A 24645-nucleotide genomic window follows, 5' to 3' on the forward strand; every position below is an offset into this window, starting at 1 on the left:
TATTTTGGTTCGTAATTCCCACTAAGATTGAAACTCCGGAATTCAACTTGCAAGTTATGGCAGACCTAACCCCCAACTCTAGTTTTAGTTTGACAATTCGCTTCCAGGTTCCCAATCGCCCCGGCATGTTGGCGAGCGTGATTCAGGCGATTTCGTCTGAAGGTGGAAATATAGGACAAATCGACCTGATTGAGCAGACGCGAGACATTTCGATGCGCGATATTACGGTTGATGCGGCAAGTACAGAACATGCAGAAACTATTGTGCAAGCGGTGAAAGCGCTACCTGACATTAAAGTTTTAGATATTTACGATCGCACCTTTACGCTGCACAAAGGCGGCAAGATTAGTGTTCAGAGCAAGATGCCCCTGAGAGGACAGGCGGATCTGGCAATGGCGTATACGCCGGGGGTCGGTCGGGTGTGCCGTGCGATCGCAGAGGAACCCGATCGGGTGTATGAACTGACGATCAAGCACAACACCATCGCGATCGTAACAGATGGCAGCGCTGTTCTTGGGTTGGGCAACCTGGGCGCGGAAGCCTCTATGCCGGTGATGGAAGGCAAGGCGATGTTATTTAAAGAGTTTGGCGGGTTGGATGCGTTTCCAATTTGTTTGGCAACCCAAAGCACCGATGAAATTGTCGAAACCGTCAAGCGGATTGCTCCTGTGTTTGGCGGCGTCAATTTAGAAGATATTGCGGCTCCTCGCTGTTTTGAAATTGAAGAACGGCTGCAAAAAGAACTCAACATTCCGGTGTTTCATGACGACCAGCACGGAACGGCAATCGTGACGCTGGCGGCGTTGACCAACGCGCTGAAACTGGTGGAGAAATCAATTTTTGATGCCCGCATTGTGATTAACGGGGCAGGGGCTGCCGGAGTTGCGATCGCCAAGCTGCTGCAAAAAGATGGCGCAGGCAGCATCGTCATGTGCGACTCAAAAGGCATTCTCTCGACAACCCGCACCGATTTGAATGATCAAAAACTTGCCTTTGCGATCGCTCAGGGCGGCAGTCTTGTCGATGCGATGAAGGGCGCGGATGTGTTTTTGGGGGTCAGCGCTCCGGGTGTGGTGACGCCGGAGATGGTGCGCTCGATGGCAGCCGAGCCGATCGTGTTTGCAATGGCGAATCCGATTCCTGAAATTCAGCCGGAATATGTGCGTGATGATGTGGCTGTGATGGCGACGGGGCGCAGTGACTATCCCAACCAGATCAATAACGTGCTGGCGTTTCCAGGTCTATTCAGAGGAGCACTCGACTGCCGAGCCTCTACCCTAACGACGAATATGTATTTGCAAGCTGCCCTTGCGATCGCGTCCCTCGTTAACCCCGATGAATTGCATCGCGAACACATTATTCCGTCGGTGTTTGATGGTCGGGTCGCCCTTGCGGTGGCGGCGGCGGTGCAAAAGGCGGCTCGCGAAGATGGGGTCGCCCACGCTTAGGGTTAGCGATCGCGCGGGGCTAAATCTGAGAAAGCCTCGCCATCCCTCGCCGAAAAGAGCAGCGGATTTGACAACCGATGGAGCGGACAAAGTACCCTGGAAAATCAACGTTCTCTTACGATATTAAGATCCTCCATCCGTTTCCAAATCCGTCGCCTAGGGGTTGACTCTTCGGGCTGCTGCATCAATCTGGCTCCGTACCGCAAGATTGGCTGACCCATTGACCGCCAAGCCATATCTGGTTTGGAACTCTCGCACTGCCGCTTGAGCCTGGGCATCGTAAAACTGCGTAATCGGCAAATTACTTCGCAGCACAACTTTGAGGCTGTTTCTCAGATTTTTGACCAAGGTTGCCATAATCTCTTGAGTGCGCTGATCGGCCTGCCCTGTTTGCGGTAATCCATAGAGAAACTGGATATCTTGAATGGCGCGAACCGCAGAAGTGCCATTCAATGGCTGCTGAGGATTGACATCATACCCAAACCCCAACAGCAGCGATCGCAGTTGCGCTTCTGTATAAATTCCTTGGACAGCACCGCCAGAAGATCCACCCGGCGACGAGCCTTGCCCCGGTCGAGGAAGCGCATCGTTGAGAATATCGTTAATGCGTTGGCGCGTTTCCAAGGTAGCGATTCCTGTTTCTGGCAGTTTGTTTTGCTGCTGAAACAACCGTACCGCCGCCTCGGTCTGCCGCCCGTAAAATTGGCTGGCTGGCAGTGGGTTCTCTAATTTCACCACCCGATTGAGATCCGTTTGCAGTTTCCTGACTAGATCGGCGGCAATGTCTTGCGTCGGAGGATTGAGCGTTCCATCTACAGGTAGGCGATATTGCAGTTGAAAATCTCGAATCGACTGTTGCACAACTGGGCTGTTAAACACCGTCGTTAAGGTCACCGGATACCCTAACCCGTTTAAAACTGAAATAAACTGATCCGGCGTATAGTCTTGAGTTCGGGCTGCCCAAGCGGGTTGATAGATTGCGATCGGCTCTGCCAAGCTCCAGAGGAGCGCACCCCCCAGCAGCGCCGCTACAGCATTTGTGCTTCCGTTCCACATACTCACACTCTTGTATTGCTCGAATTGATCGATGTACTCCCAGTTTCATTTTGCGGGATTACTGTAAAAATATCCGATTCCTGCCCCTGCTTCATGACCTACTCTTTAAGAATTGCTGATCTTCCCCAAAGCGAACGACCCCGCGAACGGTTAATTGCTTACGGGGCGAAAACTCTCTCAACGGCTGAGCTAATCGCGATTTTGCTAGGAACAGGACAAGGAGCCGGAAAACTCTCAGCCGTGGGATTGGGGCAATATATTTTGCAAGAGTTGAGCCAGCATCAGCGCGATCCGTTGGGGGTGCTGCGCGATGTCAACATTCAAGAATTAACCAAAGTTCCGGGCGTTGGCCCTGCTAAAGCAACCACGATTTTGGCAGCGATCGAGCTTGGCAAACGAGTGTATCAATCCCGCCCACCGGAAAAAACGGTGATCGACGATCCGCAAGTTGCCGCTGCCGCGCTGAGTAATGAGCTTATGTGGCAATCTCAAGAGCGGTTTGCGGTGCTGATGCTCGATGTGAAAAACAAGCTGATCGCTACACAGGTGATCACGATCGGCACGGCAACCGAAACTCTGGCGCATCCAAGAGAAATTTTTCGAGAAATTATTCGCCAAGGGGCAACCCGTGCGATCGTGGCTCACAACCATCCGTCCGGAAACCTTGAACCGAGCGCAGAAGACCTTTCTCTCACGCGCCAACTGCTCGAAGGTTCGCGATTTCTAGGAATTCCGTTACTGGATCATCTAATTCTAGGTAACGGAAATCATCTCAGTTTGCGACAAACTACCTCACTCTGGGAAGAAACACCTCAAGGGGCGTGAGGAGCTTTTTCGTACCTGCCGACGTGAGTTGTTAGCAGAAGCCTTACGACGAGAAGCAACATTCATTATTTTAGAAGAACGAGTATGCCGCAACGCTCAAAACAAATCCCCTAGCTCCGAAGAACTAAGGGATCTGCTATTGGTCAGGCTTCAGTAAGGGTAAACCCTTACGTAGCCTCATTATGAGTATGGGTCTATTATACGAGATAGGATCTCCAATTGTCACCGTACTTTTGCTGAAGCAGAGCATCTCGCCTTTGCATCAGATTTTAGTGAAAGAGATTTACATCGGGAAAGTAATCACAGCGCTCGGACTGGAGGAAGAAGAAGACTAAGCGAAAGTTTCTAGAGTTTTATCTGAAGCAGAAATATCCAGTAACACTCTACTCCGACCCAGAAGGAGGATACGTCGTTGAAATCAAAGATCTGCTGGGTTGTATCAGCCAAGGTGAAACGGTTGAAGACGCATTAGCTGAAATTGAAGACGCCCGTGCTTTATGGATTGAATCAGCATGGATTGAATCAGCCTATGAGCATGATGATCCAATTCCGCTCAAAAGCGATCTTCAAGACTAAAGATCATTTCGCTTGCGCCACGATCGCACGATGTCGCGGCGTATTGCAGGTGAGCGCGGGTTGAGCAAAGCCAGCCTCCACGATCGCAGCTTCAAGGTCTAACACGAAATACTCGTCCAAATAAGGTTCTGTACTTTTCAACAGCGTCAGAATGTAGGGCGGCATCTTGGCGTAAATTTCGGATGTTGGGTTCATATCCATGATGGCAAGATGACCACCCGGACGCAGCAATCGTTTAGCTTCTTGGAGAATCGCGATCGCAGCCTGTCTCGGCAGTTCATGAAACACCAGCGATGCCGACACCAGATCAAACGCAGCGCTCGGTAAACCCGTCGATTCTGCCGCTGCATGAACCCAAGTCGGATCAGAAAATTCTGTCTCAGTCCGCCGTTGAGTGCGATAGTGGGCAACCGCCAGAAAATAAGGCGACAAATCAACCCCCGTAACCTTGGCGTTCGGAAAGGTTCTTTGTAACGCAAACGTGCTCATGCCCACGCTACAGCCCAAATCGACAATATCGTTCGGGGCTTCAGACAGTTGGGCTTTAAGCGCCTCATGATAGCTTTGCCGCAGGCGCGAATCGCCTTCAATGCCGCCATTTTTCCAGATCCGAGCATGAACGGCATGGGCAGCCACTTCGACTTCGGTAGCAGGCTGCCAGCCCATGTTGCCTTCTGTGTAGGCATGAAACGGACGCAGATAATACTCTGGATACGCTAGATCAGGGTTATGAACCTGATCAAACTCGGCTGACCAGTTGCGATCGCGCAATGCCGCCGCTTCCTCTCTCCACGCCACGCCGATTGATTCTGCCCGCCTGATCATCATCTGCCGCGCTCGATATTTTGCCAAATTAAAGAGCGGTTTGATCGCCAGAAGACCATTTACAGCCTGGGTAACAAGTCTTGGTTTAGAAATAGGCGCAGCCGTCATAGTCAAAAATTCAAAACGGTTTGGGTTAGCCTTCATTATCGCAGGCAAAAGTCACCAAATTTAACGCCCAGAGATCTCGACAAATTCCCTAAATAAGGATACAAATGTCCTTAAGAACAGATCAACTAATTTAGCCCATCGCCGCGCCTTTTTGGTACAATACAAATGTTCTAGTTCTCCCACATCCACCCTCATTTTGTTTTATGGAATCCCTCACTGACGCCCAGCAACAGCTATATGACTGGCTAGTTGACTACATTCGCGACCATCAGCACGCTCCCTCCATCCGGCAAATGATGACCGCGATGAACCTCAAATCTCCGGCTCCGGTGCAGAGTCGGTTGGAGCATCTCCGCAACAAGGGCTACATTGAGTGGACGGACGGGCAAGCACGCACCATTCGGATTCTTAACCCCATGCCGAAAGGGATTCCCATCCAAGGCGCGATCGCGGCAACCAGCTTGGTCGAAACCTTCTCAGATAGCGAAGTTGAGTATTTAGATTTGTCAAATCTTCTGCTCAAGCCTCGGCATTTTGCTCTCAAGGTGCGGGGGCACAGCATGATCGAGGCACTCATTGACGACGGCGACATCGTGATTCTAGAGCCTGCTAGCGATCCGAAGACACTTAAAAATGGTGCGATCGTGGCTGCCCATCACCAAGGCAAAACCACGCTAAAATACCTTGAGCGCAAAGGAAGTAAGGTATTTTTGAAGCCTGGAAACCCAAATCGCGAGCTTTATCCGATCACAGAAGTTTCAGCCTCAGAAGTAGACATTCAGGGGGTGTTGATCGGCGTTTGGCGGGGATATGGCAAACTGTAACCCTAAATTTCCTAGATTTCTGTAACGCGCGTTTTTTAGCATCATGGGCAGGCTCTGGCGTTGGAAGAATTTCCTGCGCCATTTTTGATGTATGCGATGATGCTAAAACACTGATGTGATACCAAATTGATTTTTCACTGCGACAGATCCTCGACCCCCCTGCCTACGGCATCCTTCCTGGGTTAGGAGGTCGCACGTTTGTAGTATTTACAGATTAATTTGGTATGAACTGTGGCAAATTTGCCATATTTTGCTGAAGATCGTGACTCCAATACCTCTGGATCTGCCCAGCCCTCAGCCTTTCCTGCAAGAGAGAGCCAGAGCCTTTTCTGGTTTTCTAGGAAGCAGATTGTTTTCCAGGAAGCAGGCTCTAGGATAGGTCTTCTCAACCCATTGTGTGAGGAAGGTAATCCGATATCATCAAACCCTCGATATCATCAAACCCTCGAAGTATTGAGTTCCTGATCTGTCAGTGTTGCTTTATGTGGGAACGTAGTTCCTGAAAGAGCAGTCCCATCGATCGTTCCATCCCATCGCTACCCCTGTGGAAACCATTCAATCCCTCGTTAAAGTTTTCCAGAGCCGTAAAATGTCGGCACTGCTGTTGATCGGATTTTCGTCTGGACTGCCGTTTTTGCTCACGAGTAGAACGCTTCAGGCATGGATGACGGTTGAAGGCATCAAGCTAAGTACCATCGGGTTGTTTAGCCTCGTCGCGCTTCCTTACTCCCTCAAGTTTCTGTGGGCACCGGTGCTCGATCGGTTTATTCCTCCCTTTTTGGGTCGCCGTCGGGGATGGCTTCTTATCACTCAGCTTGCCCTACTGGTGGGCATTGCGGCAATGTCGCTGCACAATCCTCAGCAGTCGCTGCAATTCATTGCCATCAATGCGATCGTGATTGCCTTTTTTAGCGCCACCCAAGATATTGCGGCTGATGCTTACCGTACCGATGTTTTAGACAAACCCGAACTCGGCGCAGGGGCAGCAATCTTTGTCACAGGATACCGAATTGCGCTGCTGATTACCGGCGCGATCGCATTCTTTCTAGCCGATCGCATGCCATGGCAAAACGTTTATTTACTGCTGTCGTTGCTCATTGGCATTGGCATGGTCGCCGCCTTTTTTGCCCCAGAGCCAGAACAGCAGGCAGTGCCCCCACTCACCTTAAGCGAAGCCGTGGTGCAGCCGCTCCTCGACTTTTTTGGGCGGTTAGGACGGCTCCGCGGCAGCCTAATTTTGGGATTCATCGTCCTCTACAAGTTTGGCGACTCGCTGCTAAACAATATGGCAATTCCCTTTTTGCTTCAGACTGGCTTTACCCAAACCGATATTGGAGCCATTCAAGGCGGCATGGGCATCTTAGCCACGATCGTGGGAACGCTGGTTGGGGGAGCCATTTTCAGTAGAATTGGCGTCAATCGATCGCTGTGGATTTTTGGCGGATTGCAGGCATTCAGCAACGTTGCCTATCTAGTCTTGGCGCAGGTTGGGCAGAACTACCCATTTATGGTGGTTGCTATCAATGTTGAGAATTTCTGCACAGGCTTGGGGAACGCTGCATTTCTAGCGTTTTTGATGAGCCTCTGCAACCAGCGCTTTTCGGCAACTCAGTTTGCGTTGCTTTCAAGCCTCATGGCCGTGAGCCGAGACATTTTGGTGGCACGAGCAGGGGCACTCGCCGAAGCAACCGGCTGGACAGGCTTTTTCTTCATCACCATCTTGGCGGCAATTCCTGGCTTGCTGTTGCTGCCTGTGTTTGCGCCGTGGAATGAGCAGACGGTGAGCGAGAAAGGATGAACGAAAAGGTCAGTTTGGGTCAGTTTAGGGCGCGATCGCGCCTTAGAGCAAGAGCAAATTTAGCCGCGATTGACCCTTCCATTCAGCAATGCCCGTATTAGGATAAGAAAGAGAGCAACCTGATCAGATCTTGAATGAACTCTCAGAAACGTATCCTTTTGTAATCGCCGCTTCAGTCATGGTTTTCTTCCGTCAGAATATCGCTCCATTTCTGGTTGTGTTGGTCTTTATCGTTGCGCTAGTTGCTGTGAGTGCACGCATCTTCTTGCCCGGTGACATGGCAGCCCCTGCACCCATTGAAGAGGTTTCCCCAACAGGTAACAAAGCTGCCGCATCGCATGTAGGCACAGTGGCAGGGTTGCCTCCTGCACTGTCTGCCTTGGTAGAAGGGCTGCCTAAAGATCCTGCCCAATTGTAAACAACCCATGATAGATGGGCTGCCATGGGGATATCGGCTCCAGCGAGGATCTGCGATCGAGCACTCGCGGCTTCTGAAAGTGATGGAGCAAACCTACACAGAACTTTACCCAGGTGGCACGTTTTCTCACCTGGCAGCCACCGTTGAACAATACTGCTCTCCAGAAACACCGATTTGGTGGGTCGAACAAACCGAAGAGGTCGAACCTTCGATGTTGCCCAGGCGATCGCGCCCCAAACCGATTGGATGCTTGTGGTTGGGGCACGCGATCGACAACGCCACCGGAGCGCGCCATGCTCATATCTTTTTGCTCTATGTTGCTCCCCCGCATCGCCGCCAAGGTATCGGCGCAGCGTTGATGCGTCAGGCAGAAGCGTGGGCAAAAGCCAAGGGTGCTCCGCAGATTGGATTGCAAGTCTTTGAGACAAATCAGCCAGCCCTAAATCTGTATCGATCGCTGGGCTATCACACGCAATCGTTCTGGATGACGAAACCGTTGTAAGCAGTCTGACCTCGATAAGCAATGAGTCAGGTGCCAAATTGCCCAACTCGGATGGTCACGTACGGGCTGATCGGCGATCGCGCCCTGATACCTCTCTCGATCCAAAGGCTAGCCCTCTGTCTTCCTCCGATGTCCCTTTGCTTTGCTTGCTGGTCGTGGAGGCTCATTCTACTGAGAAGACTGTAAAGATCAGAATTCGCAGTATCATGATTAACAATAAACGACCGGATCGCGCTCATCAAAGCCTGCTTATTTCTCACGGTAGAGTTAAATTTTTTGAAAAAACGATTAAGTCAAAAAATCAGGTTGGATTTTTTTTGGATGCAGAGTAGGATCGCATCTACTATGTGATTTACCCAAAACCGGATGTGATTTACCCAAAACCGGAGCGATACTGCTGTTACCGATGAATTTATGACCAGAAATCGCGGCATTCGAGATCGGCGAGAGGCAAAATCGTCAGAGCGACGCTCCTCTAGTCAGAAACGTTCAAGGCAGAACGTCCGCTCTGCTGGAATGACACTTTCTCAGCCGCCATCGGATTCTGAGCCGCCCGGTCAACCTGAACTTGGAATGAAATTAACGCACTTAGGCAATCGATTTGCAACTGCATCTGACACCGCCCGGAAGTGGCTAACGAGTGATTGGAGGATTCCGGTAGCGATCAGCCTAGCGCTCACGGGTGGGCTGACCACTCTTTCGATGGCATTTTTGCTCAAGCTCCCGGCAGTTCCCAACTGCCCTTCTGTGTTTTGGCCGCTTGCCTCTGGATCGTTGCGCCTGCACTGCGCGCAGCTTGCCGCCGGAAAACGAACGACAAACGATTTATTAGAAGCCATCAAACTGCTGGGTACCTTGTCAGCCGATCACCCGTTGTATGACGAAGCAACGCGAATGGTTGAGTTGTGGTCAAAAGATATTCTCGATCTTGGAGAGGAAGCATTTAATGCCGGAAAATTAGACGAGGCGATTGGCATTGCCAAAAAAGTGCCTCAGCAGTCGGTAGTAAAGGCTGAAGTAGAAGGACGAATTAAGCGCTGGCAGGGCATCTGGTCAAAAGCGGAAGAGATTTATCAGGGTGCGGAAGATGCGCTTCGCAAAGAAAATTGGCGTCAAGCCTCGACGAACGCTTCCCGGCTATTGTCGATAGACAACAGATTTTGGCAGACTACGAAGTATCAGGAACTGGCTGAGAAGATTTCCATTACGCGCGATGATATTTCAAAGCTGGCGAAGGCAAAGGATCTGCTCGATCAAGGAGGGTTGAAGAACCTTCAGGAGGCAGTCAAGCTTGCGTCTGAAGTTCAAGATCAAAGCTATGTTTATCAAGCTGCACAAGGCGTGTTGGCGAAAACCGGGCAGAAGCTGTTTGATCTGGCAGAAGCGACACTCAACCAGCGAGATTTGAATGGGGCGTTGGAAAGCATAAGGCAGATTCCGGCGGCAGCCAACTTACAAAACGAAGTGGAAGATTTTGAAAAGCTGGCGATCGCACAATCTAGAACCTGGAGTGGCAACGACGCTGATTTTGATTCTGCGATCGCATCTGCTCAAAGCATCGGCGCTGATCGCCCGCTCTATGCCAAAGCTAGGCAGTTGGTCGAGCGCTGGCAGCTAGAAAAAGCTGATTTGGCACAGCTAAATCGTGCCCGTCAGCTAGCCCAATCGGGTCGCCCAGAAGATATTCAAGCCGCGATCGCCAATGCCGCTCAGATTCCTAGCTCCAACCCTCGCTCCGCCGAAGCCCAAAAATTGGTCAGTCAACTCACCGCCGATTTTCAAACAAAGCAAGATCGCCCCATCCTAGACCAAGCCGAGCAACTTGCCAGTGCCGGGGATTTGGCATCGCTGCAAAGTGCGATCGTACAAATCGATCGCATTGGTGCTGGACGTGCCTTGTTTACTGAAGCTGAAGATCGACGACAGCAATGGCAGCGACAGATTCGCCAGATCGAAGCGCAAGAACGTGCCTTGGCTGCTCCTCCGTCTCCAACGACAGACGCGACAGGCTCCCTGTTTCAAAATCCTCAGTCTACTCAAAGTCAAGAAATCCAGGCAGACCAACAAACCTTGGAAACGGCTCGCAGCGCTGCAAACGGAGGCACGATCGATGACTATGCCAACGCTATTCGGCTCGCAGATGGGGTGCCAGAGACCAGCGCGGTTCGGGGTCAGGCGCAGCAGTTTATGGATCAACTGAGTCAGCAGATGTATCTTGCCGCTCGAAGCCAATCAGATTTTGACATGCTAGGCGCGATCGCATCGGCAGAAAAGATTCCCCCCAGAACGGATGCCTATGCTCAAGCTCAGCAGCTTATTCGCTCACTCCGACGCAGTTTGGGTCAGTAGCGAAAAAAAGCAGGACAAAACATAGAGGCGCAGATTACGCCTCCTGTCGCCTTTTGCAGATCAGATGCTCTAGGTATCCGAGGTTGGGGTGCGGTTAAATGCCGGTGCAAGAAACGCCACCAACGCCCCGATCGCAAAGCCTGAGATATTACGCACCAACGGTAACCAGTCAGAAGTTCGCGTCACAACCGGGCCAACGCCAAACGCCAGAAACAAAATTCCCCACAACGGCGAGAAAATCAGCGCCCACTGCCATGCAAACACTTGACCTTGCTTGCGAGGCATTCCCGCAAACCCAAAGATGACGCCGCCCAACGTAGACGTAATCAGAGTCAGAACCCACTGCTCTCGCGGCAATCCTGGAACAACATTACACCCGCCTCGTCTCAAGCAGCCTTCTACTGCCTCCAACGCTTGAATGATCGACTGATCTTCACCATGCTCACGCACAAAGAACTGATTGCCAAACCGAGTTTGCAACTCAATCCAAAACGTCCGAGACAGCAACGGATAAAGTTCGTCCCCAACACTAAAATTTAGAATGTTGCCGCCCCGTGAATCTGCGACTAACATCACGCTCTTATCATCTAACCCCCAAAAGCCTTTCACTGCTGTTCCAGGCGTGCGATCGAACTGCGTCAAGACCCGCAACTTCCAGCCCGTTTCCGTTTCAAAGTCAGACAAACGTTGAGACAGTGACTCTTCTTGAACGGAGGTGAGAGCGTTGGCTAAGTCAATCACGTTGGTCGGCTTGTCTGGTAACAAATCTGGATTGTTGAATGCCTGAGCCGCAGGAGCGATCGACCAAACAGAAAGAAGAACCAAAAAAGCCGCAAATCCTTGAATTAAGCGGCGTGTCCATGAATTTTGCATTAGTTGTTGCTTCACGACGACCTTAGAAGAACGATCAATAAACAAAAATATGAAGGCGAACCAGGATTGCTAAACCTTATGATGTCTCTTAGCTTACTGTTCTTTACATTTGTTAACCATACTCTAATCTTACAAGGAATTGGACAATCGGGCAGCGGATCGAGAGAATGCAAAAAAAGCGCATCTCTGCAAGGACACCTCCTGTTCAATAGCACCCTCTGTCTGACCCGCTTCACATCATGTCATCCACTAGTACTGTTCCTCTCTCACAAAAGCAGAGCAGGTCAAGCCGCTCTTTCACCCTTGCCCAAACTGCGATCGCAATAGGCAAGAGCAATCCAGACAATCAGAATACCTCCATCACCCAAACCGATAGCCAAACCCTCGGACTGTCGTAACATACTGCGGGCTGCTGGGATCAATTTCTAATTTTTCTCGCAGCCACCGAATGTGAACATCAACTGTTTTAGAATCTCCCAAATAGCTGATTCCCCACACTCGCTCTAAAAGCTCTTCACGGGCAAAGACACGACGAGGGTTTCGCATAAACAGTTCGAGCAGCGAAAACTCTTTCGGAGAAAGATTAGCTTCTTCACCCCGAACCGTGACCCGATACTCCTGAAGATAGAGCACAATATCTCGAAATCGCAGAACAGGAGAGGCTTGAGCCGGAGGTTGGGTTTGCCGCCGCAGCAAAGCTCGACAACGGGCGACCAGTTCTCTCAGCCCAAACGGCTTGGTGAGATAGTCATCTGCGCCAACTTCCAACCCCACCACAATATCGGTTTCGCTTCCCCTGGCACTCAAAATTAGAATGGGCACTGTATTCCCGTTTTGCCGTATCAACCGACACAGATCCAAGCCATTGATATGGGGAATCATCAGGTCTATGATCAGGAGATCAAATTTTGGAATGGAAGAGGCAGCGGTTGGCGATGTGCCTTGAGCCGCCTCGAACGACTGCTGAACCAGGTGAAGGGCTTGCCGTCCATCTGCCGCAGTGAGGACTTGAAAGCCTTCTTGAGTAAGCGCAAGGGTGACAGATTCAAGAATTAGAGGTTCATCGTCAACGACTAAAATGCAAGCGAGGTAAGGGGTTTCGGACAACTGCATAAATGCGCTAGGGACAGCAATTCTCGCGGCTCAGGATCTCAACATTCCAGCATCAGCCCCTGTCTGAGTTGGCACAGATCTGCAAAACGGTAAAACCTTCCTGATTTTTTCTAAGCAGAAAGCCGGTAGGAGGTTTGGGACGTTTAGGGATCGCTGAGGGGTTGGGCAATCGTTGTTGTGCCGTTGATCGCGCTCAAATCCTTTTTTGTGGACTTGGAGCGATAAAAATCGGTACACTAATTGCACGATTAGTGCAAAGCGCAATTTCAAGAAAACTGCGTAAACCATCTATAGAATAAGGGTCGCGCTGTTCATCAAGGTTAAAACCATTTAAAGAATAGATTAAGCCTTTGGCTCAACCAAACCGCCCTTCAATATAGTCGCGAGTCCGAGAATGACTTGCCGCGCCAAAAATTTTAGCCGTTGCATCAGTTTCGATTAAGCGCCCGACCTGGCTTTCGTCAGTGCTAAAAAATGCAGTGCGATCGGAGATGCGGGCAGCCTGCTGCATGTTGTGGGTGACGATCACGATCGTCAATTCTTGCTGCAACGAGCGGATCAGTTCTTCGATTTTCAGCGTCGCGATCGGGTCGAGGGCAGAGCAGGGTTCATCCATCAGCAAAACTCTCGGTTTGATCGCCAGCGATCGCGCAATGCACAATCGTTGCTGCTGCCCCCCGGACAGGCTCAATGCCGATTTAGTCAAACTGTCTTTGACTTCGTTCCACAGCGCAGCATCGGTGAGCGCCGACTCAACAAGCTCATCTAACACCGATCGTGAGGGGCGGCTAAAGACCCGCACGCCATATGCCACATTATCGTAAATGCTCATCGGAAACGGATTGGGCTTTTGAAACACCATCCCGATTTGGCGTCTCAACCGATTGAGATTGACCCGTTGACTGTAGATGTTTTGTCCAAAAAATTGAATTTCGCCCTTGATCCGCATATTGCTTTCGAGTTCGCCGATGCGATTGAGCGCTTTGATAAAGGTCGATTTGCCGCACCCAGACGGTCCAATAATGGCAGTGACTTTTCCAGGATAAACATCGAGCGAGACATCTTCGAGAACTTTGATCGTGCCGTAGTAGACATCTACACCGCGAGCGCAAAGCGCTAAATCGGGCGTGGGTAAGGGTGTGGGAGTGGGTTTTGAGGAGTTGGAAGAGTGCATGATGGGCGGAATGTAGAGGTGAGGAAAGAGCAGGGCTAGACGCTCAACGCTTGCGAGTGACAAACCGAGAAAGAAGATTGGTGACAAATACCATTCCGAGGAGCACTAGAGAAGCCGTCCATGCTAACTGAACCTGTGCCGCAAACGGGGAGCCAGAATAGTTGTAAATCATCACCGACAAAGACGGGGTTGGATTGAGAAGCGTCTCGATCCAGCTTTGGCTAAATAAGGCGGTGAAGAGCAACGGTGCTGTTTCGCCAGAGACGCGAGCGATCGCAAGCAACACCCCGGTTGTAATGCTGGGCAATGCAGATGCCACTACAATTTTGAACGTCGTTTGGACAGAATTTGCACCGAGGGCAGCAGAGGCAAGTCGTTGCTGACGGGGAACCAGCTTGAGCGCTTCTTCGGTGGATAGCACCACAATTGGCAACATAATTACTGCTAGCGCAAATGCTCCTGCCAATGCTGAGAAGCCCTTGTAGTTAAATAGTGTTGCCAACACGACCACGGCATACGCGAAAACGCCAACAACAATGGAAGGAACAGCGCTGAGAATAGACATGACAAATCGAACCGTGTTCGCGATCGCACCTGTTTTGCCAATTTCAGATAGGTAAATGGCGGTGAGAATGCCCAACGGAACGCTGAGCAATGTTGCGATCGCAACCATGAGCACTGTACCCTGAATAGCGTTGCCAAACCCAGTGGGAACTCCCGCTTCTCCGGTGGGGGCAGGCAGCGAGGTAAACACGTCCCAGGTTAAGCCCGGTAAGCCTTGACGAAAGATTTCAAATAGCACAGAAAACAGTGCCAGTAGGGCAAACCCAGTCAACAAGAGTGCGATCGTACCCATGCCATAGCTAAACAGGTTGCGACTAAATGGCAATGGTTTTGTAAGTTGTTTATCAAAAAAAGTAGTCATAAATAATTAGTATTTGAATCCAAATATTTTCACAATTATCATCGCTAAAATATTTACGATTAACGTAAGAGCAAACAGAATTAAAGCCAGATACATTAATGCACCGACGTGAAGTTCGTCTAACGCTTCAGGAAATTGATTGGCGAGAAGGGCAGGAATCGTATTTCCAGAATCGAGCAATGAAACACTGATCAGATCAGAGTTGCCAATCACCATTGTGACTGCCATCGTTTCGCCCAATGCCCGTCCCAACCCTAAAATTACGGCTCCTACAATGCCAGAGGCGCTTGCAGGCAGCAAGATTGTAAAAATCATTTCCCAGCGAGTTGCCCCCAAAGCCATAGATGCCGTACGAAGATCCGACGGAACAGAGGTCATAATGTCCCGGCTGAGTGCCGCGATCGTTGGCAAAATCATGATCGCCAGGATGATCCCTGCCACTAACATGCTCGGTCCAAAGGTTTCAGTGCTAAATAGAGGAATCCAACCGAACTGATCGTGCAACCAAAGCTGAATCGGTTTGAGAAACGGAATCAGCACAAAAATGCCCCACAATCCCACGATGACGCTAGGAATGGAGGCGATGAGTTCGATCAAAAATCCGAGCGGCGATCGCACCCAGGTTGGCAAAAACGGTTCGCTCGTTACAATGGCAACACTAATGCCAATCGGCACGGCAAACAGCAGCGCGATCGCAGACGTAACCGCCGTACCGTAGAGATAGGGCAATGCCCCAAACTGGAGTTGATTTACATCCCAATCTTGGCTGGTTAGAAAGGTTGCTCCAAATTTTGCGATCGCAGGCAATGCCGATTGCAAGATGACGTTGCCCATCCAAAACAGGAGTGCGATCGCGGCAAGCGCAATCAGTCGGAGCACCCAGGCAAAGCTGCGATCGAGCCACGCCCTATCTCCACCGACGATCGATTCTGAGTGAGCGTTAGACGACATCTGATGGATCATTGGATCATTAAGAAGTAAGAAAAGGGGCATCTACAAAGAAATGCCCCAGATACAGGGTGTGAAAACAAAACAACTTCGGGAAGGTGATTAAAAAAAGGGATGCCGCTGATCGAAATGGAGAGACGAAAAAACTATATCCCAATCGCTCTTCATGAACCCTGCTCTAGCGACTTGTCAAAGCTATTTTAGGCACAGCTACAGTGTCTCTTGGCTAGAGAAAGCTTTTAAGAAAATCTGTCCTCACTTCAAGATTGTCAGTCTACTAGAGCAATTAGTCCTAAAGCACAAACCTAAAGGGAAAGCGTAAGACTTCACAGGTGTGATTCAACGCCTACTTCACTTCGCTCTGAACTTGCTGAAGCGCACGACTCGCCGTTTCAGCTGGAATGCGGGTGAAGTCGAGAGAAGCGTTGAGTTCTTGCCCTTCAGTCAAAACATACTGCACCCACTTTTTGACGGCTTCTGCCTTTTGGGGATCGTCGTATTTCTTGTAAACCATCATCCAGGTTAAGCCAGTGATAGGGTAGCCGTCACTGGGATCACCCTCAAACACGCGGAAGTTGGCTGGGAAATTGATCGACGAAAGCGCTTTATTTGTGTTTTCAATCGATGGCGTAAGATACTCGTTTTTCTTGTTTTGCACTGCCGCGGTCGCCAGGTTATTCTGCTTGGCATACGAATACTCAACGTAGCCAATCGATCCCGGTGTTTTCTGCACCAAAGCGGCAACTCCAGGATTTCCACGACCCTTGAGTGGGTTAGTCGTCCAACGAGGAGACGTTCCTACTCCTACACGACCTTTGAAATAAGGGCTAATAGAACTGAGATGGTTAGTGAAAATAAACGTTGTACCGCTCCCATCTGCCCGCACCACTGACTTAATTGGAGCGTCTGGAAGATTCACGCCAGGGTTTTCTTGAACGATTTTAGGATCGTTCCATTTGGTGATGCGTCCTGCAAAAATTTCAGGCAAGACTTGACGAGAAAGTTTGAGGTTAGAGACACCAGAAAGGTTATAAACCGGAGTAACTGCACCGCCAGCCGTCGGTACAAGAATGACACCACGCGAGACCTTATTCATGTCATCGTCGGTCATGGCAGCGTCGCTGCCGCCAAAATCGACAACCCCGGCAATCAGTTGGCGAATGCCGCCACCACTGCCGATCGCTTGGTAATTTACCGTAACATCAGGATTCTTTTTCTTAAACTCAGAAATGTATCTTTCGTACAGCAACGCAGGGAATGTAGCCCCGGCTCCGTTGAGCGTAACGGCTTGGGCTATTGCTGTCAAAACTGGGCTAAATGCGATCGCAGCCGTTATCGCAGAAGCAGTGACAGCACGGCGTAAAACAGAAGCAGAGAGTACCATTGTCAGCAAAGTCCGATATACGGCAATTCAGGTAACAACGACAACAGTACAACTACAGTAGTTAAGTAAAAACAAACAAACCAATAACAAGTGTTTAAGGTAGGTTAAATCTTTGGTTAAGGTAATGGCAACGCTAAGCAGAATCAATAATTTACATCAGTGTCATAGCTGATCATGACAAGAACGATTCAAACTTAACTCCAACCATGGGTATATACTGCTTATATGGGATTCATCTTTGGTGATACGAGCGTCAATAAATTACGATCGGCTTTGAAAATCAACATTGCAGATTTAGTTTCCACCTATTCAATCCCCACTGTAGAGTGAATAGAAGAGTGAATAGATCGGTTTGATAGTGGAATACAAAATCCTAGCTCAGACCCCGTTTAGCTTAGTTAGAATGCTTGAAGCGTAAAGCTAGCTCATTCCTTTAGCCATTGCCCTGATCGATCCCCAATGCAATCAGCGTAACGATGAAAAATTTGTCTTTACCCTCCAGCCCATCTTCTATGCAAGCGTTAATCAGACCGATGCTCTTTGCAGCACTGGGGCTTCATGCGCTGGTTCTCTTCGTGCCGTTTCCTAAAGAGCCGCAAAAGCCGCCCGAAAACAAAGAGTCACCGGTGAAGATTACTCAGCTACCAACCACCAAATCGCCTGCTCAAAATAAGACGTTGAAGGCAGCGATCGCGAAGCCCAACAAGCCAACCTTACCTAAAATTAATCGAGCCACGCCCAATCCGGTGATCCAAAAGTCGCCCGTGCAGCCAAAAGCCGCCGAGGCTCCTTCTCCTGCTAAAAGCCAGACGCTTAGCAAAGCCACTGATAACATGGCGACCTCGTTTGCCGACTTTCCTCAGTATCAGCCCTCGACACCCGACTGTTTTGAGAAAGGGTTAGGCGAAAACTGCCGCATTGCCACCGCCAATTTGGCTGCGATCGCAACGTTCTACCAGTCTGCACCCAAAGCTAAAGGATTTACGGTAACGCCCGCAGAAGAGAGCGCCGTCACCAAAATATTTAGCGTGACTTCTAAAAGCGGCGAAACTCGATATTTGAGCCTGTTTAGCGATGAGCCAACCACCGTAATTTTGCTCTCTAGCGAGAAGATTACCGACTTGGCAAGCCTGAAGGGATCGGTGAACCCTCCGGCAGACTATGTTGAACTGCTCGCAAACGTTTTACCAGAAGGCGATCGCTCAGATAGCCCAGCGAACAATGCCAATCCAGAACAATTTGACCAGCCCCAAATGTTTTACAACATTGTCAACGAGGCAGAGCTTCAGCAGGGAACGATTCCCGATTTGCGCCCTGGAATTGACACCTCGCCAAAGCTGGCGATCGGGCAGGCTCCTGCGGTGTTCTATAGCGCCACCCTAGAGCCAGAATTGAAGGGTATCTTTCAGGAAGTTGTCAAGCAAGGGCAATATGGCGGCGGCGATCTCTATCGCTTAAAGAAAGGCGGCACAACGATTTATCTAAACTTAATTCCAGTCAAGGGGCAAGAAGGCACGATCGTAGTGACATGGTTGAAAGACCCAACCCAGAGTTAACCGCAGCGGTTTAACGCTGTTATTCAATCGCCAGGGAGACGCGATCGCCGCCCACATCTCGCAAGATTCCCAGGGTTTGCACCACTTTCTCGTAGGGAAGCGACTTATCCGCCTTGAGAACAATGTTGCCCTTCGGGTTTTTCTGAAAATAATTTACGACTTGCTGAGCGATCTGCGTATCGTTGGCTGTCGTATTGTCGATCATGACTTGCCCTTGTCTCGTCATACCAACCACCAGTGGATCAGGCGGTGTTTCCTGACTGATTCCCTTCTCTGTGCTCGGTAGCAATGCATCAACCGATTGAAATTTGGTTAACGACATCGACACTACAATAAAAAAGGTCAGAATCGTCATGATCACGTCCATCATTGGCAGAAGATTGAGTTCTGGCATTTGGGAGCCGTGATTTTGATGTTTAAACTTCATCACTATCCTCGAAGAGAAACTTCAGGCGCAGAGGCTCGTTCGATTTCGTCTAAAAATGGCTCATACCAAACTTGACGGTAGATCAGTTCTAGCTCACCGCCCACTTTCGAGAAGTATTCAACTTGTTGAGCTTGCAGCGTTACAGAAATCCGAAAAGCGCACAGTGCTAAGATCGCCACAACCATACCAACTGCGGTTGATGTAAGAGATTCGCCGATGCCTGCGGCTGCTTTTGTCGTGTCTGCTGAGCCGCCCCCACCGCCAATGTTGAGGTTGTTGAACGTGAGAATGAGACCTGTCACCGTTCCTAGCAGACCCAAGAGCGGCGCGAGGGCAACTACCGTTTCTAGCAACTTGTCACCCTTTCGCATTTTGGCAAATTCTTCATCGCCTGCTGTTTCCATCGCGAGGCGAAAGGTTTCTGGGGTAGGCTGTTGGAGCTTAAGGGGGGCAAGTAAAAATCGACCCAACGGCAGCGATTTCGAGCGCTCTGCGATCGCACGGGCATCAACCAAGCTATAGCGAGATGCCTCTAAAATGTCATGGGAAAGTCGTGCTTCGGTTCGCAGCAGTTGAAACCAAAACACACTCCGATCGAGGGCGCAGGCAAGAGTCGCGACCGACAAGCCCATCAGAGGAATGACGGTGACGCCGCCTTTGCTAATCGCTTCGTACAGGTTGGACATCAGGCTGGAAAACTTAAGTTAGCGAAGAGTACAACGGGAAGAGAGACACTCTAGATGAAACAATGAATACATGGGAAGCCACCACTTAGAATAGCGGAAGAGAAACCTGTAATGGTTAAGAGAAGTTAAGCAAAACAATAACTTTGAGTTAAAGAATATAGAACGTTACCGATTTGGTTTAGTGAATGAGGATGCGAACGTCTGGCACAAAACCGGATACTGCCGCAATTAACCCTAAACCTTAGCCCTAAATCTAATCAAAGTCATCTGCTGCCCCCGGTTGGTTAAGAAAGTCTTCGCCCGATGGCTGGCTAGTCGGCGCGATCGCAGGTGGCGGTGCAGACTGATCGGCTTCGGGCAAGGCTACAGCGCCCGGTTTGGTGGCTGTAGCATCTGGCGGTGTGGGCGAGGCTAACCCTGTTGCAACCTGGGTTGACGACGGTAACGTAATAATGCGTTGCCAATCTACATCGCCTGACGACTGAACCGTAATCTGAATTTTTTCTGATGGCTTAGCCACGGTTGATGAGGAAGGTGATGATGTCGTTTTTTCTGCCGATTCTAACTTTAAGTCAGCATTTCTTAAGTCACCCTTTTGTGAATCCCTATTTTTGACCTTCGAGGAAGAGGCTGACGTTGCATCGCGTTTGATAATCTGACACTCAAACGTTTCACCCGGTTTGACAGCCCGGTAGGGGTTGCTGCCGCAATTTACACTAGCCTGACTCACTTCTTTTTGCAGCCCTCGCTCTATCTCAGCCTGAAGTTTTGCCAGATTTAACAAGCCCCGAACGCTAGGCAAGTCCCACAAAACGCTGCCGCGATCGTCTTGTTGAGTCACCGGAATTGCAAACCCGCTTCCAGACTCTAGCACTCCGATACATTCAAAACGATGACCCTCCGCAGGGGTAACATTAGTCGGGCAAATCACCGATTTTAGCGAACTGCCGCCCTGCTTGGCGATCCCTTCTTCGATGGTCGCTTCAAGGTTGGCAGCATCTAGCGTTCTGCCACACCCCGCCACCGTTACAGAGACCCACATCGACCCTAGCAAAATAGGCGTCGCCCAACGATCGCGCCTTTCCTTGTGTTGCACTTCTAATCCCTCAGACATGGCGAGTCAGACCCTATCGGGTTCACACGTTTTTATCGTTTCGTTGTCTTCCACCATTGTCTGGGTAAACGAGAAGAAAAGGGTTAAGCATTGGTTAGGTAACGTTAAAATCGCGATGTTCGGCTACAAAGCAGCGACTTTGCTCTAGCTGTGAAAATTACGACACTGTTTGTGATACCCCTTTTAGAGCGCAGCCTGAGCCAGAGGGCAGTCTCTTTCTGGTGAGTTCACCGATACTTTGTTTCTGTAAATACGATATTCTGTAAATACGTTTAATCGTAAACACAGAAATAATTTGTTCATAGCGACATTCCTAAAGGGTAATCGCTACGTTTCTGTGGGTACTGTCCTTATTGCTCAACCTGTAGAGATAAATTATGGCAACCAAAAAAGTCAAAGCTGGCTCAAACTCTCAAGCGCCTTCGGCTAAAGGCATCACTGAGCCTAGTGAGAATAATGGCGGAGCGGAAACTCCTTTAGCAGAAACACCTGTTGTGGCAGCAGAACCGGTTGAACCCAAGGAAGCGATCGCCGCTAAGCCTGCGCGGGCGTCCAAAAAAGCAACTGACAAGCAGACTGTGAAGGCTGACAATCCGCAGCCAGAGCCTAAAAAAGCAGCAAAAAAAGCGGTGAAAAACGACTCTTCTGAAAAAGCGGTGAAAATGAAGCGTCTCACCTTAGATATTTCTAAACCCTTGCATAAAGCGATTAAAGCCAAGGCAGTCGAAGAAGGCGTTCCGATGGCAGATATGCTGCGATCGCTGCTAGAGCGCCATTACAGCTAATTGCTTTGCGAGGTGCGATCGCGCGTTGGTAGCTTACAGCGCGATTGCACCATCCCTTGTCGCTCAAGCGACCGCCCTCTGCCCCATCAGAACTTGCTCAATCTCCCTAACTCAATTCTCCTAACTCAATCTCCTAAATAGATGCCTAGCCCTCGCGCAGTTCGGACGGCGGCACTATCTGGATCAACCGTGCAATATTGCGCGATCGCATCGGCAATCGAAACATCAATCACTTGGCGATCGCGCCATCCCACCATCCGATCAAATTTGCCTTGAGCAATCAGATCCACTGCCGCTACACCAAACATAGAGCCAAGTAGACGATCTAACGGGGAAGGTGTGCCGCCGCGCTGAATGTGCCCCAATACCGTAACGCGGGTTTCTGCCCCACTCCGGATAGAAATTTGGTTCGCAAGATATTGCCCAATCCCGCCATAGCGCGACTCTCCAAACGGATCGGTCGAACTGACGATCTCCCCTTCCTCGGTTCGCACCGCTTCAGACACAACAATCAGAGAGTAGTTTTTGCCTTGCTCTTGGCGGTCTTTCAGCTTGTTGCAGAGGTTTGCGATCGTATACGGAATTTCTGGGATCAAAATCACATCTGCGCCGCCTGCAATGCCTGCACTGATAGCAATGTGCCCTGCATCGCGCCCCATCACTTCGAGGATCATCACCCGCGAATGACTCGCTGCCGTAAAGTGCAACCGATCCACCGCTTCGGTCGCAATGTTGACAGCTGTATCAAAGCCAATCGAACACTCAGTAATGCCCACATCGTTATCAATCGTTTTGGGAATCGTAACTAAATTCATGCCGCCTTGCTGAGCAAGTTTGCGAAGAATCGCCATGCTGCCATCGCCGCCAATCCCAATCATGGCGTCTAAACCCAGCGTATGATAGCCATCAATAATTTCAGACGAGCGATCGAGCAAATCGCCATTCGGCATTGGAAACGCAAAAGGATTCCCTTTATTCGTCGTGCCAAGAAAGGTTCCCCCAGCCGTGAGAATGCGATCAACCCGCTCAATATCTAACGGCACAATATCAGGGGGACGCTCCATCAATCCGTTGGTGGCTCGACAAATGCCCAAAACCTTCCAGCCATACGTCCCGATCGCGCGAAAGGTGACGGCTCGAATCACCGCATTCAGTCCTGAACAATCGCCACCACTGGTTAAGATACCAATCCGCTTTATCCCATCCATGTCGATTACACTAAATAAGTTGTAATGGATAACAGCTAAGCGCATTTTGAGAAATAGTATCGAAAACTACGGAATTGATTTAGAAGTGTCAGAAGAGAATGACATGACAGACAACGCTACACACGACGGAATGGGAACCAGCATTCCGATGGCTCCAGAGGGCTACAGATCGGGGTTTGTTGGCATTATTGGTCGCCCCAATGTTGGCAAGTCTACACTGATGAATTTTTTGGTGGGGCAAAAAGTCGCGATCACATCTCCCGTCGCCCAAACGACTCGCAATCGGCTACGCGGCATTCTGACAACGCCAGAGGCACAGATTATTTTTGTCGATACACCGGGTATTCATAAGCCGCATCATCAGTTAGGCGAAGTGCTGGTTAAGAATGCTCAAAGCGCGATCGCATCGGTGGATGTGGTTCTCTTTGTAGTCGATTGCTCGGTCGAACTTGGGGGCGGCGATCGCTTCATTGCCAATCTGCTCACCCACACTCATTGTCCTGTGATTTTAGGACTCAACAAAGCCGACCAGCAGGGCTATCCTAGCCTCGATCAAGACTACATCGACCTCGCCCAAGCTCAAGGATGGACAGTTGCCAAATTTTCGGCACTCACGGGCGACGGGGTTGAGCCGCTGCAAACTGCTCTGATCGAAAACCTGGAACCTGGACCATATTACTATCCGCCTGATCTGGTCACGGATCAGCCCGAACGCTTTATCATGGGCGAACTGATCCGAGAGCAAATTTTGCTGCATACGCGCGAAGAAGTGCCTCATTCCGTTGCGATCGCGATTGAGCGCATCCAGGAAGAACCCACCATCACCCGCGTGTTTGCTGCAATCAACGTCGAACGCCCCTCCCAAAAAGGGATTCTCATCGGCAAAGGGGCAACTATGCTAAAAACCATCGGCATTGCCGCCCGCGAACAAATTCAAAAACTGATCGAGGGCAAGGTTCACCTAGAGCTATTTGTAAAGGTGCAACCCAAATGGCGACAGTCTCGCACCCGCCTCGCCGAATTTGGGTATCGCATTGAGGAGTAGCCTGATTTAGGAACGGGCACCGCGCTCACTGTCTTCTTCGGGGGATGAAAGCTTTTTTAGGCATCGGGGTTAGTTAAAACTGAGGCGCGATCGCTGCGATCGCGCCTCGGAGAGGTTATGGATTGGCGAGGCTTTCCGCATCGTGCGACAGGCTTAGCGCCGCATAAGTGGTGCTTTCCGCATGCCCCCAAAATGCCTCTAAGCTGTAGTATTCGCGCTCAGTTGGCATCATTACATGCACAATCACATCGCCATAATCTTGCAGCACCCAGGTGCCTTCGGCAAGCCCCTCAGAGCGGATGGGTTTGCGATTAAATTGCTCTTCTACATTGTCCTCAATCATACGAGCGATCGCTCGCACTTGAACTTTCGAGAAACCTGTTATCAACACAAAATAATCTGCTAACACCGAGACATCGCCAACTTTAAGTAGGACAATATCGCCCCCTTTTCGTTCATCGGCAGCTTCTGCGATCGCCAGTGCCATGTCATAGCTTCGATCTGGCGTTTGCGGTGCGGGGTTTGCGATGGGTCGAAGGGTTTGTTGGTTAGAAAGATTTGTCATTCAGGTTAAAGTTCCTTTCGCGATAGGATGAATTGGTTATTGAAACGTTCAGTGGTGAGACTTAAACGCTAAAACTTGGATATTGAGACTTAGACACTGAGCCGTCAAACGGT

The 24645-nt window shown here is 50.1% G+C and carries 24 protein-coding genes; 11 read left to right on the plus strand and 13 right to left on the minus strand.

What is annotated here, in order from left to right; all coding sequences use genetic code 11:
• The first annotated feature begins 56 nt into the window (after positions 1-56).
• Positions 57-1448 carry a malic enzyme-like NAD(P)-binding protein gene (locus GS601_RS04155; protein WP_162422020.1) on the plus strand — a complete coding sequence of 464 codons (1392 nt, stop codon included), beginning with the start codon at positions 57-59 and terminating at the stop codon, positions 1446-1448.
• A gap of 156 nt (positions 1449-1604) precedes the next feature.
• On the opposite strand, the gene GS601_RS04160 is transcribed toward GS601_RS04155, so the two are convergent.
• Entirely contained in the window at positions 1605-2504 is a 900-nt protein-coding gene (locus GS601_RS04160; RefSeq protein ID WP_162422021.1) for a peptidoglycan-binding domain-containing protein, read from the minus strand.
• A gap of 93 nt (positions 2505-2597) precedes the next feature.
• On the opposite strand from GS601_RS04160, the gene radC reads away from it, so the two are divergent.
• Together radC and GS601_RS23865 are read left to right on the plus strand one after the other, a co-directional pair.
• Positions 2598-3329, plus strand: a complete 732-nt coding sequence (gene radC, locus GS601_RS04165) for a RadC family protein (RefSeq protein ID WP_162422022.1) — start codon at positions 2598-2600, stop codon at positions 3327-3329.
• A gap of 357 nt (positions 3330-3686) precedes the next feature.
• Complete coding sequence (locus GS601_RS23865; protein WP_162422198.1) at positions 3687-3905, plus strand: type II toxin-antitoxin system HicB family antitoxin; 219 nt, start codon at positions 3687-3689, stop codon at positions 3903-3905.
• Between the two features lie 3 nt (positions 3906-3908).
• Here the strand turns inward: GS601_RS23865 and GS601_RS04175 are convergent, their stop codons facing one another.
• A complete protein-coding gene (locus tag GS601_RS04175) occupies positions 3909-4838 on the minus strand; it encodes a class I SAM-dependent methyltransferase (protein ID WP_162422023.1) in 930 nt (309 codons plus the stop codon).
• A gap of 203 nt (positions 4839-5041) precedes the next feature.
• Between GS601_RS04175 and lexA the strand changes: the two genes are divergently transcribed.
• The 5 genes from lexA to GS601_RS04200 all read left to right on the plus strand — a co-directional run bounded on the left by lexA (position 5042) and on the right by GS601_RS04200 (position 10729).
• A complete protein-coding gene (gene lexA, locus GS601_RS04180) occupies positions 5042-5662 on the plus strand; it encodes a transcriptional repressor LexA (RefSeq protein ID WP_162422024.1) in 621 nt (206 codons plus the stop codon).
• Between the two features lie 544 nt (positions 5663-6206).
• Positions 6207-7460 (plus strand): AmpG family muropeptide MFS transporter, encoded by a 1254-nt coding sequence (locus tag GS601_RS04185; RefSeq protein WP_162422025.1) that lies wholly within the window; start codon positions 6207-6209, stop codon positions 7458-7460.
• A gap of 178 nt (positions 7461-7638) precedes the next feature.
• Entirely contained in the window at positions 7639-7878 is a 240-nt protein-coding gene (locus tag GS601_RS04190) for a hypothetical protein (protein WP_162422026.1), read from the plus strand.
• A 7-nt stretch (positions 7879-7885) separates the two neighbouring features.
• Positions 7886-8380 (plus strand): GNAT family N-acetyltransferase, encoded by a 495-nt coding sequence (locus GS601_RS04195; RefSeq protein WP_162422027.1) that lies wholly within the window; start codon positions 7886-7888, stop codon positions 8378-8380.
• A gap of 414 nt (positions 8381-8794) precedes the next feature.
• Positions 8795-10729 (plus strand): chromosome segregation ATPase, encoded by a 1935-nt coding sequence (locus GS601_RS04200; protein WP_162422028.1) that lies wholly within the window; start codon positions 8795-8797, stop codon positions 10727-10729.
• Positions 10730-10798: 69 nt separating this feature from the next.
• On the opposite strand, the gene GS601_RS04205 is transcribed toward GS601_RS04200, so the two are convergent.
• The 6 genes from GS601_RS04205 to pstS form a co-directional block, all read right to left on the minus strand.
• On the minus strand, positions 10799-11617 hold the full coding sequence (locus GS601_RS04205; RefSeq protein WP_338016958.1) for a TPM domain-containing protein: 819 nt from the start codon (positions 11615-11617) through the stop codon (positions 10799-10801).
• 345 nt (positions 11618-11962) lie between these two features.
• Positions 11963-12715 (minus strand): response regulator transcription factor, encoded by a 753-nt coding sequence (locus tag GS601_RS04210; RefSeq protein ID WP_162422029.1) that lies wholly within the window; start codon positions 12713-12715, stop codon positions 11963-11965.
• Positions 12716-13070: 355 nt separating this feature from the next.
• Entirely contained in the window at positions 13071-13952 is an 882-nt protein-coding gene (pstB, locus tag GS601_RS04215; RefSeq protein ID WP_238393081.1) for a phosphate ABC transporter ATP-binding protein PstB, read from the minus strand.
• Positions 13933-14814, minus strand: coding sequence for a phosphate ABC transporter permease PstA (gene pstA / locus GS601_RS04220; protein ID WP_162422030.1), 882 nt, complete (start codon positions 14812-14814; stop codon positions 13933-13935). The genes pstB and pstA overlap by 20 nt, the downstream gene beginning before the upstream one ends.
• A gap of 6 nt (positions 14815-14820) precedes the next feature.
• Positions 14821-15777, minus strand: a complete 957-nt coding sequence (gene pstC, locus GS601_RS04225; protein ID WP_162422031.1) for a phosphate ABC transporter permease subunit PstC — start codon at positions 15775-15777, stop codon at positions 14821-14823.
• Between the two features lie 331 nt (positions 15778-16108).
• Positions 16109-17146, minus strand: coding sequence for a phosphate ABC transporter substrate-binding protein PstS (gene pstS / locus GS601_RS04230; RefSeq protein ID WP_162422032.1), 1038 nt, complete (start codon positions 17144-17146; stop codon positions 16109-16111).
• Between the two features lie 476 nt (positions 17147-17622).
• On the opposite strand from pstS, the gene GS601_RS04235 reads away from it, so the two are divergent.
• A complete protein-coding gene (locus GS601_RS04235) occupies positions 17623-18702 on the plus strand; it encodes a hypothetical protein (protein ID WP_238393082.1) in 1080 nt (359 codons plus the stop codon).
• Between the two features lie 19 nt (positions 18703-18721).
• Here GS601_RS04235 and GS601_RS04240 read toward each other — a convergent pair whose 3' ends face one another.
• The 3 genes from GS601_RS04240 to GS601_RS04250 all read right to left on the minus strand — a co-directional run bounded on the left by GS601_RS04240 (position 18722) and on the right by GS601_RS04250 (position 20929).
• Positions 18722-19129, minus strand: a complete 408-nt coding sequence (locus GS601_RS04240; RefSeq protein ID WP_162422034.1) for an ExbD/TolR family protein — start codon at positions 19127-19129, stop codon at positions 18722-18724.
• 2 nt (positions 19130-19131) lie between these two features.
• Positions 19132-19815: a MotA/TolQ/ExbB proton channel family protein gene (locus tag GS601_RS04245; RefSeq protein WP_162422035.1), complete on the minus strand. Its 684-nt coding sequence runs from the start codon at positions 19813-19815 to the stop codon at positions 19132-19134.
• 253 nt (positions 19816-20068) lie between these two features.
• Complete coding sequence (locus GS601_RS04250; RefSeq protein WP_162422036.1) at positions 20069-20929, minus strand: DUF4333 domain-containing protein; 861 nt, start codon at positions 20927-20929, stop codon at positions 20069-20071.
• 377 nt (positions 20930-21306) lie between these two features.
• Between GS601_RS04250 and GS601_RS04255 the strand changes: the two genes are divergently transcribed.
• Positions 21307-21714 (plus strand): hypothetical protein, encoded by a 408-nt coding sequence (locus GS601_RS04255; protein WP_162422037.1) that lies wholly within the window; start codon positions 21307-21309, stop codon positions 21712-21714.
• 125 nt (positions 21715-21839) lie between these two features.
• On the opposite strand, the gene GS601_RS04260 is transcribed toward GS601_RS04255, so the two are convergent.
• Positions 21840-22922, minus strand: a complete 1083-nt coding sequence (locus GS601_RS04260) for an ATP-dependent 6-phosphofructokinase (protein ID WP_162422038.1) — start codon at positions 22920-22922, stop codon at positions 21840-21842.
• 103 nt (positions 22923-23025) lie between these two features.
• On the opposite strand from GS601_RS04260, the gene era reads away from it, so the two are divergent.
• On the plus strand, positions 23026-23967 hold the full coding sequence (era, locus tag GS601_RS04265; protein WP_162422201.1) for a GTPase Era: 942 nt from the start codon (positions 23026-23028) through the stop codon (positions 23965-23967).
• Positions 23968-24082: 115 nt separating this feature from the next.
• Here the strand turns inward: era and rsfS are convergent, their stop codons facing one another.
• Positions 24083-24532 carry a ribosome silencing factor gene (rsfS, locus tag GS601_RS04270; RefSeq protein ID WP_162422039.1) on the minus strand — a complete coding sequence of 150 codons (450 nt, stop codon included), beginning with the start codon at positions 24530-24532 and terminating at the stop codon, positions 24083-24085.
• Between the last annotated feature and the right edge of the window lie 113 nt (positions 24533-24645).

Source organism: Myxacorys almedinensis A, assembly GCF_010091945.1.
GTDB lineage: Bacteria > Cyanobacteriota > Cyanobacteriia > Leptolyngbyales > Leptolyngbyaceae > Myxacorys > Myxacorys almedinensis.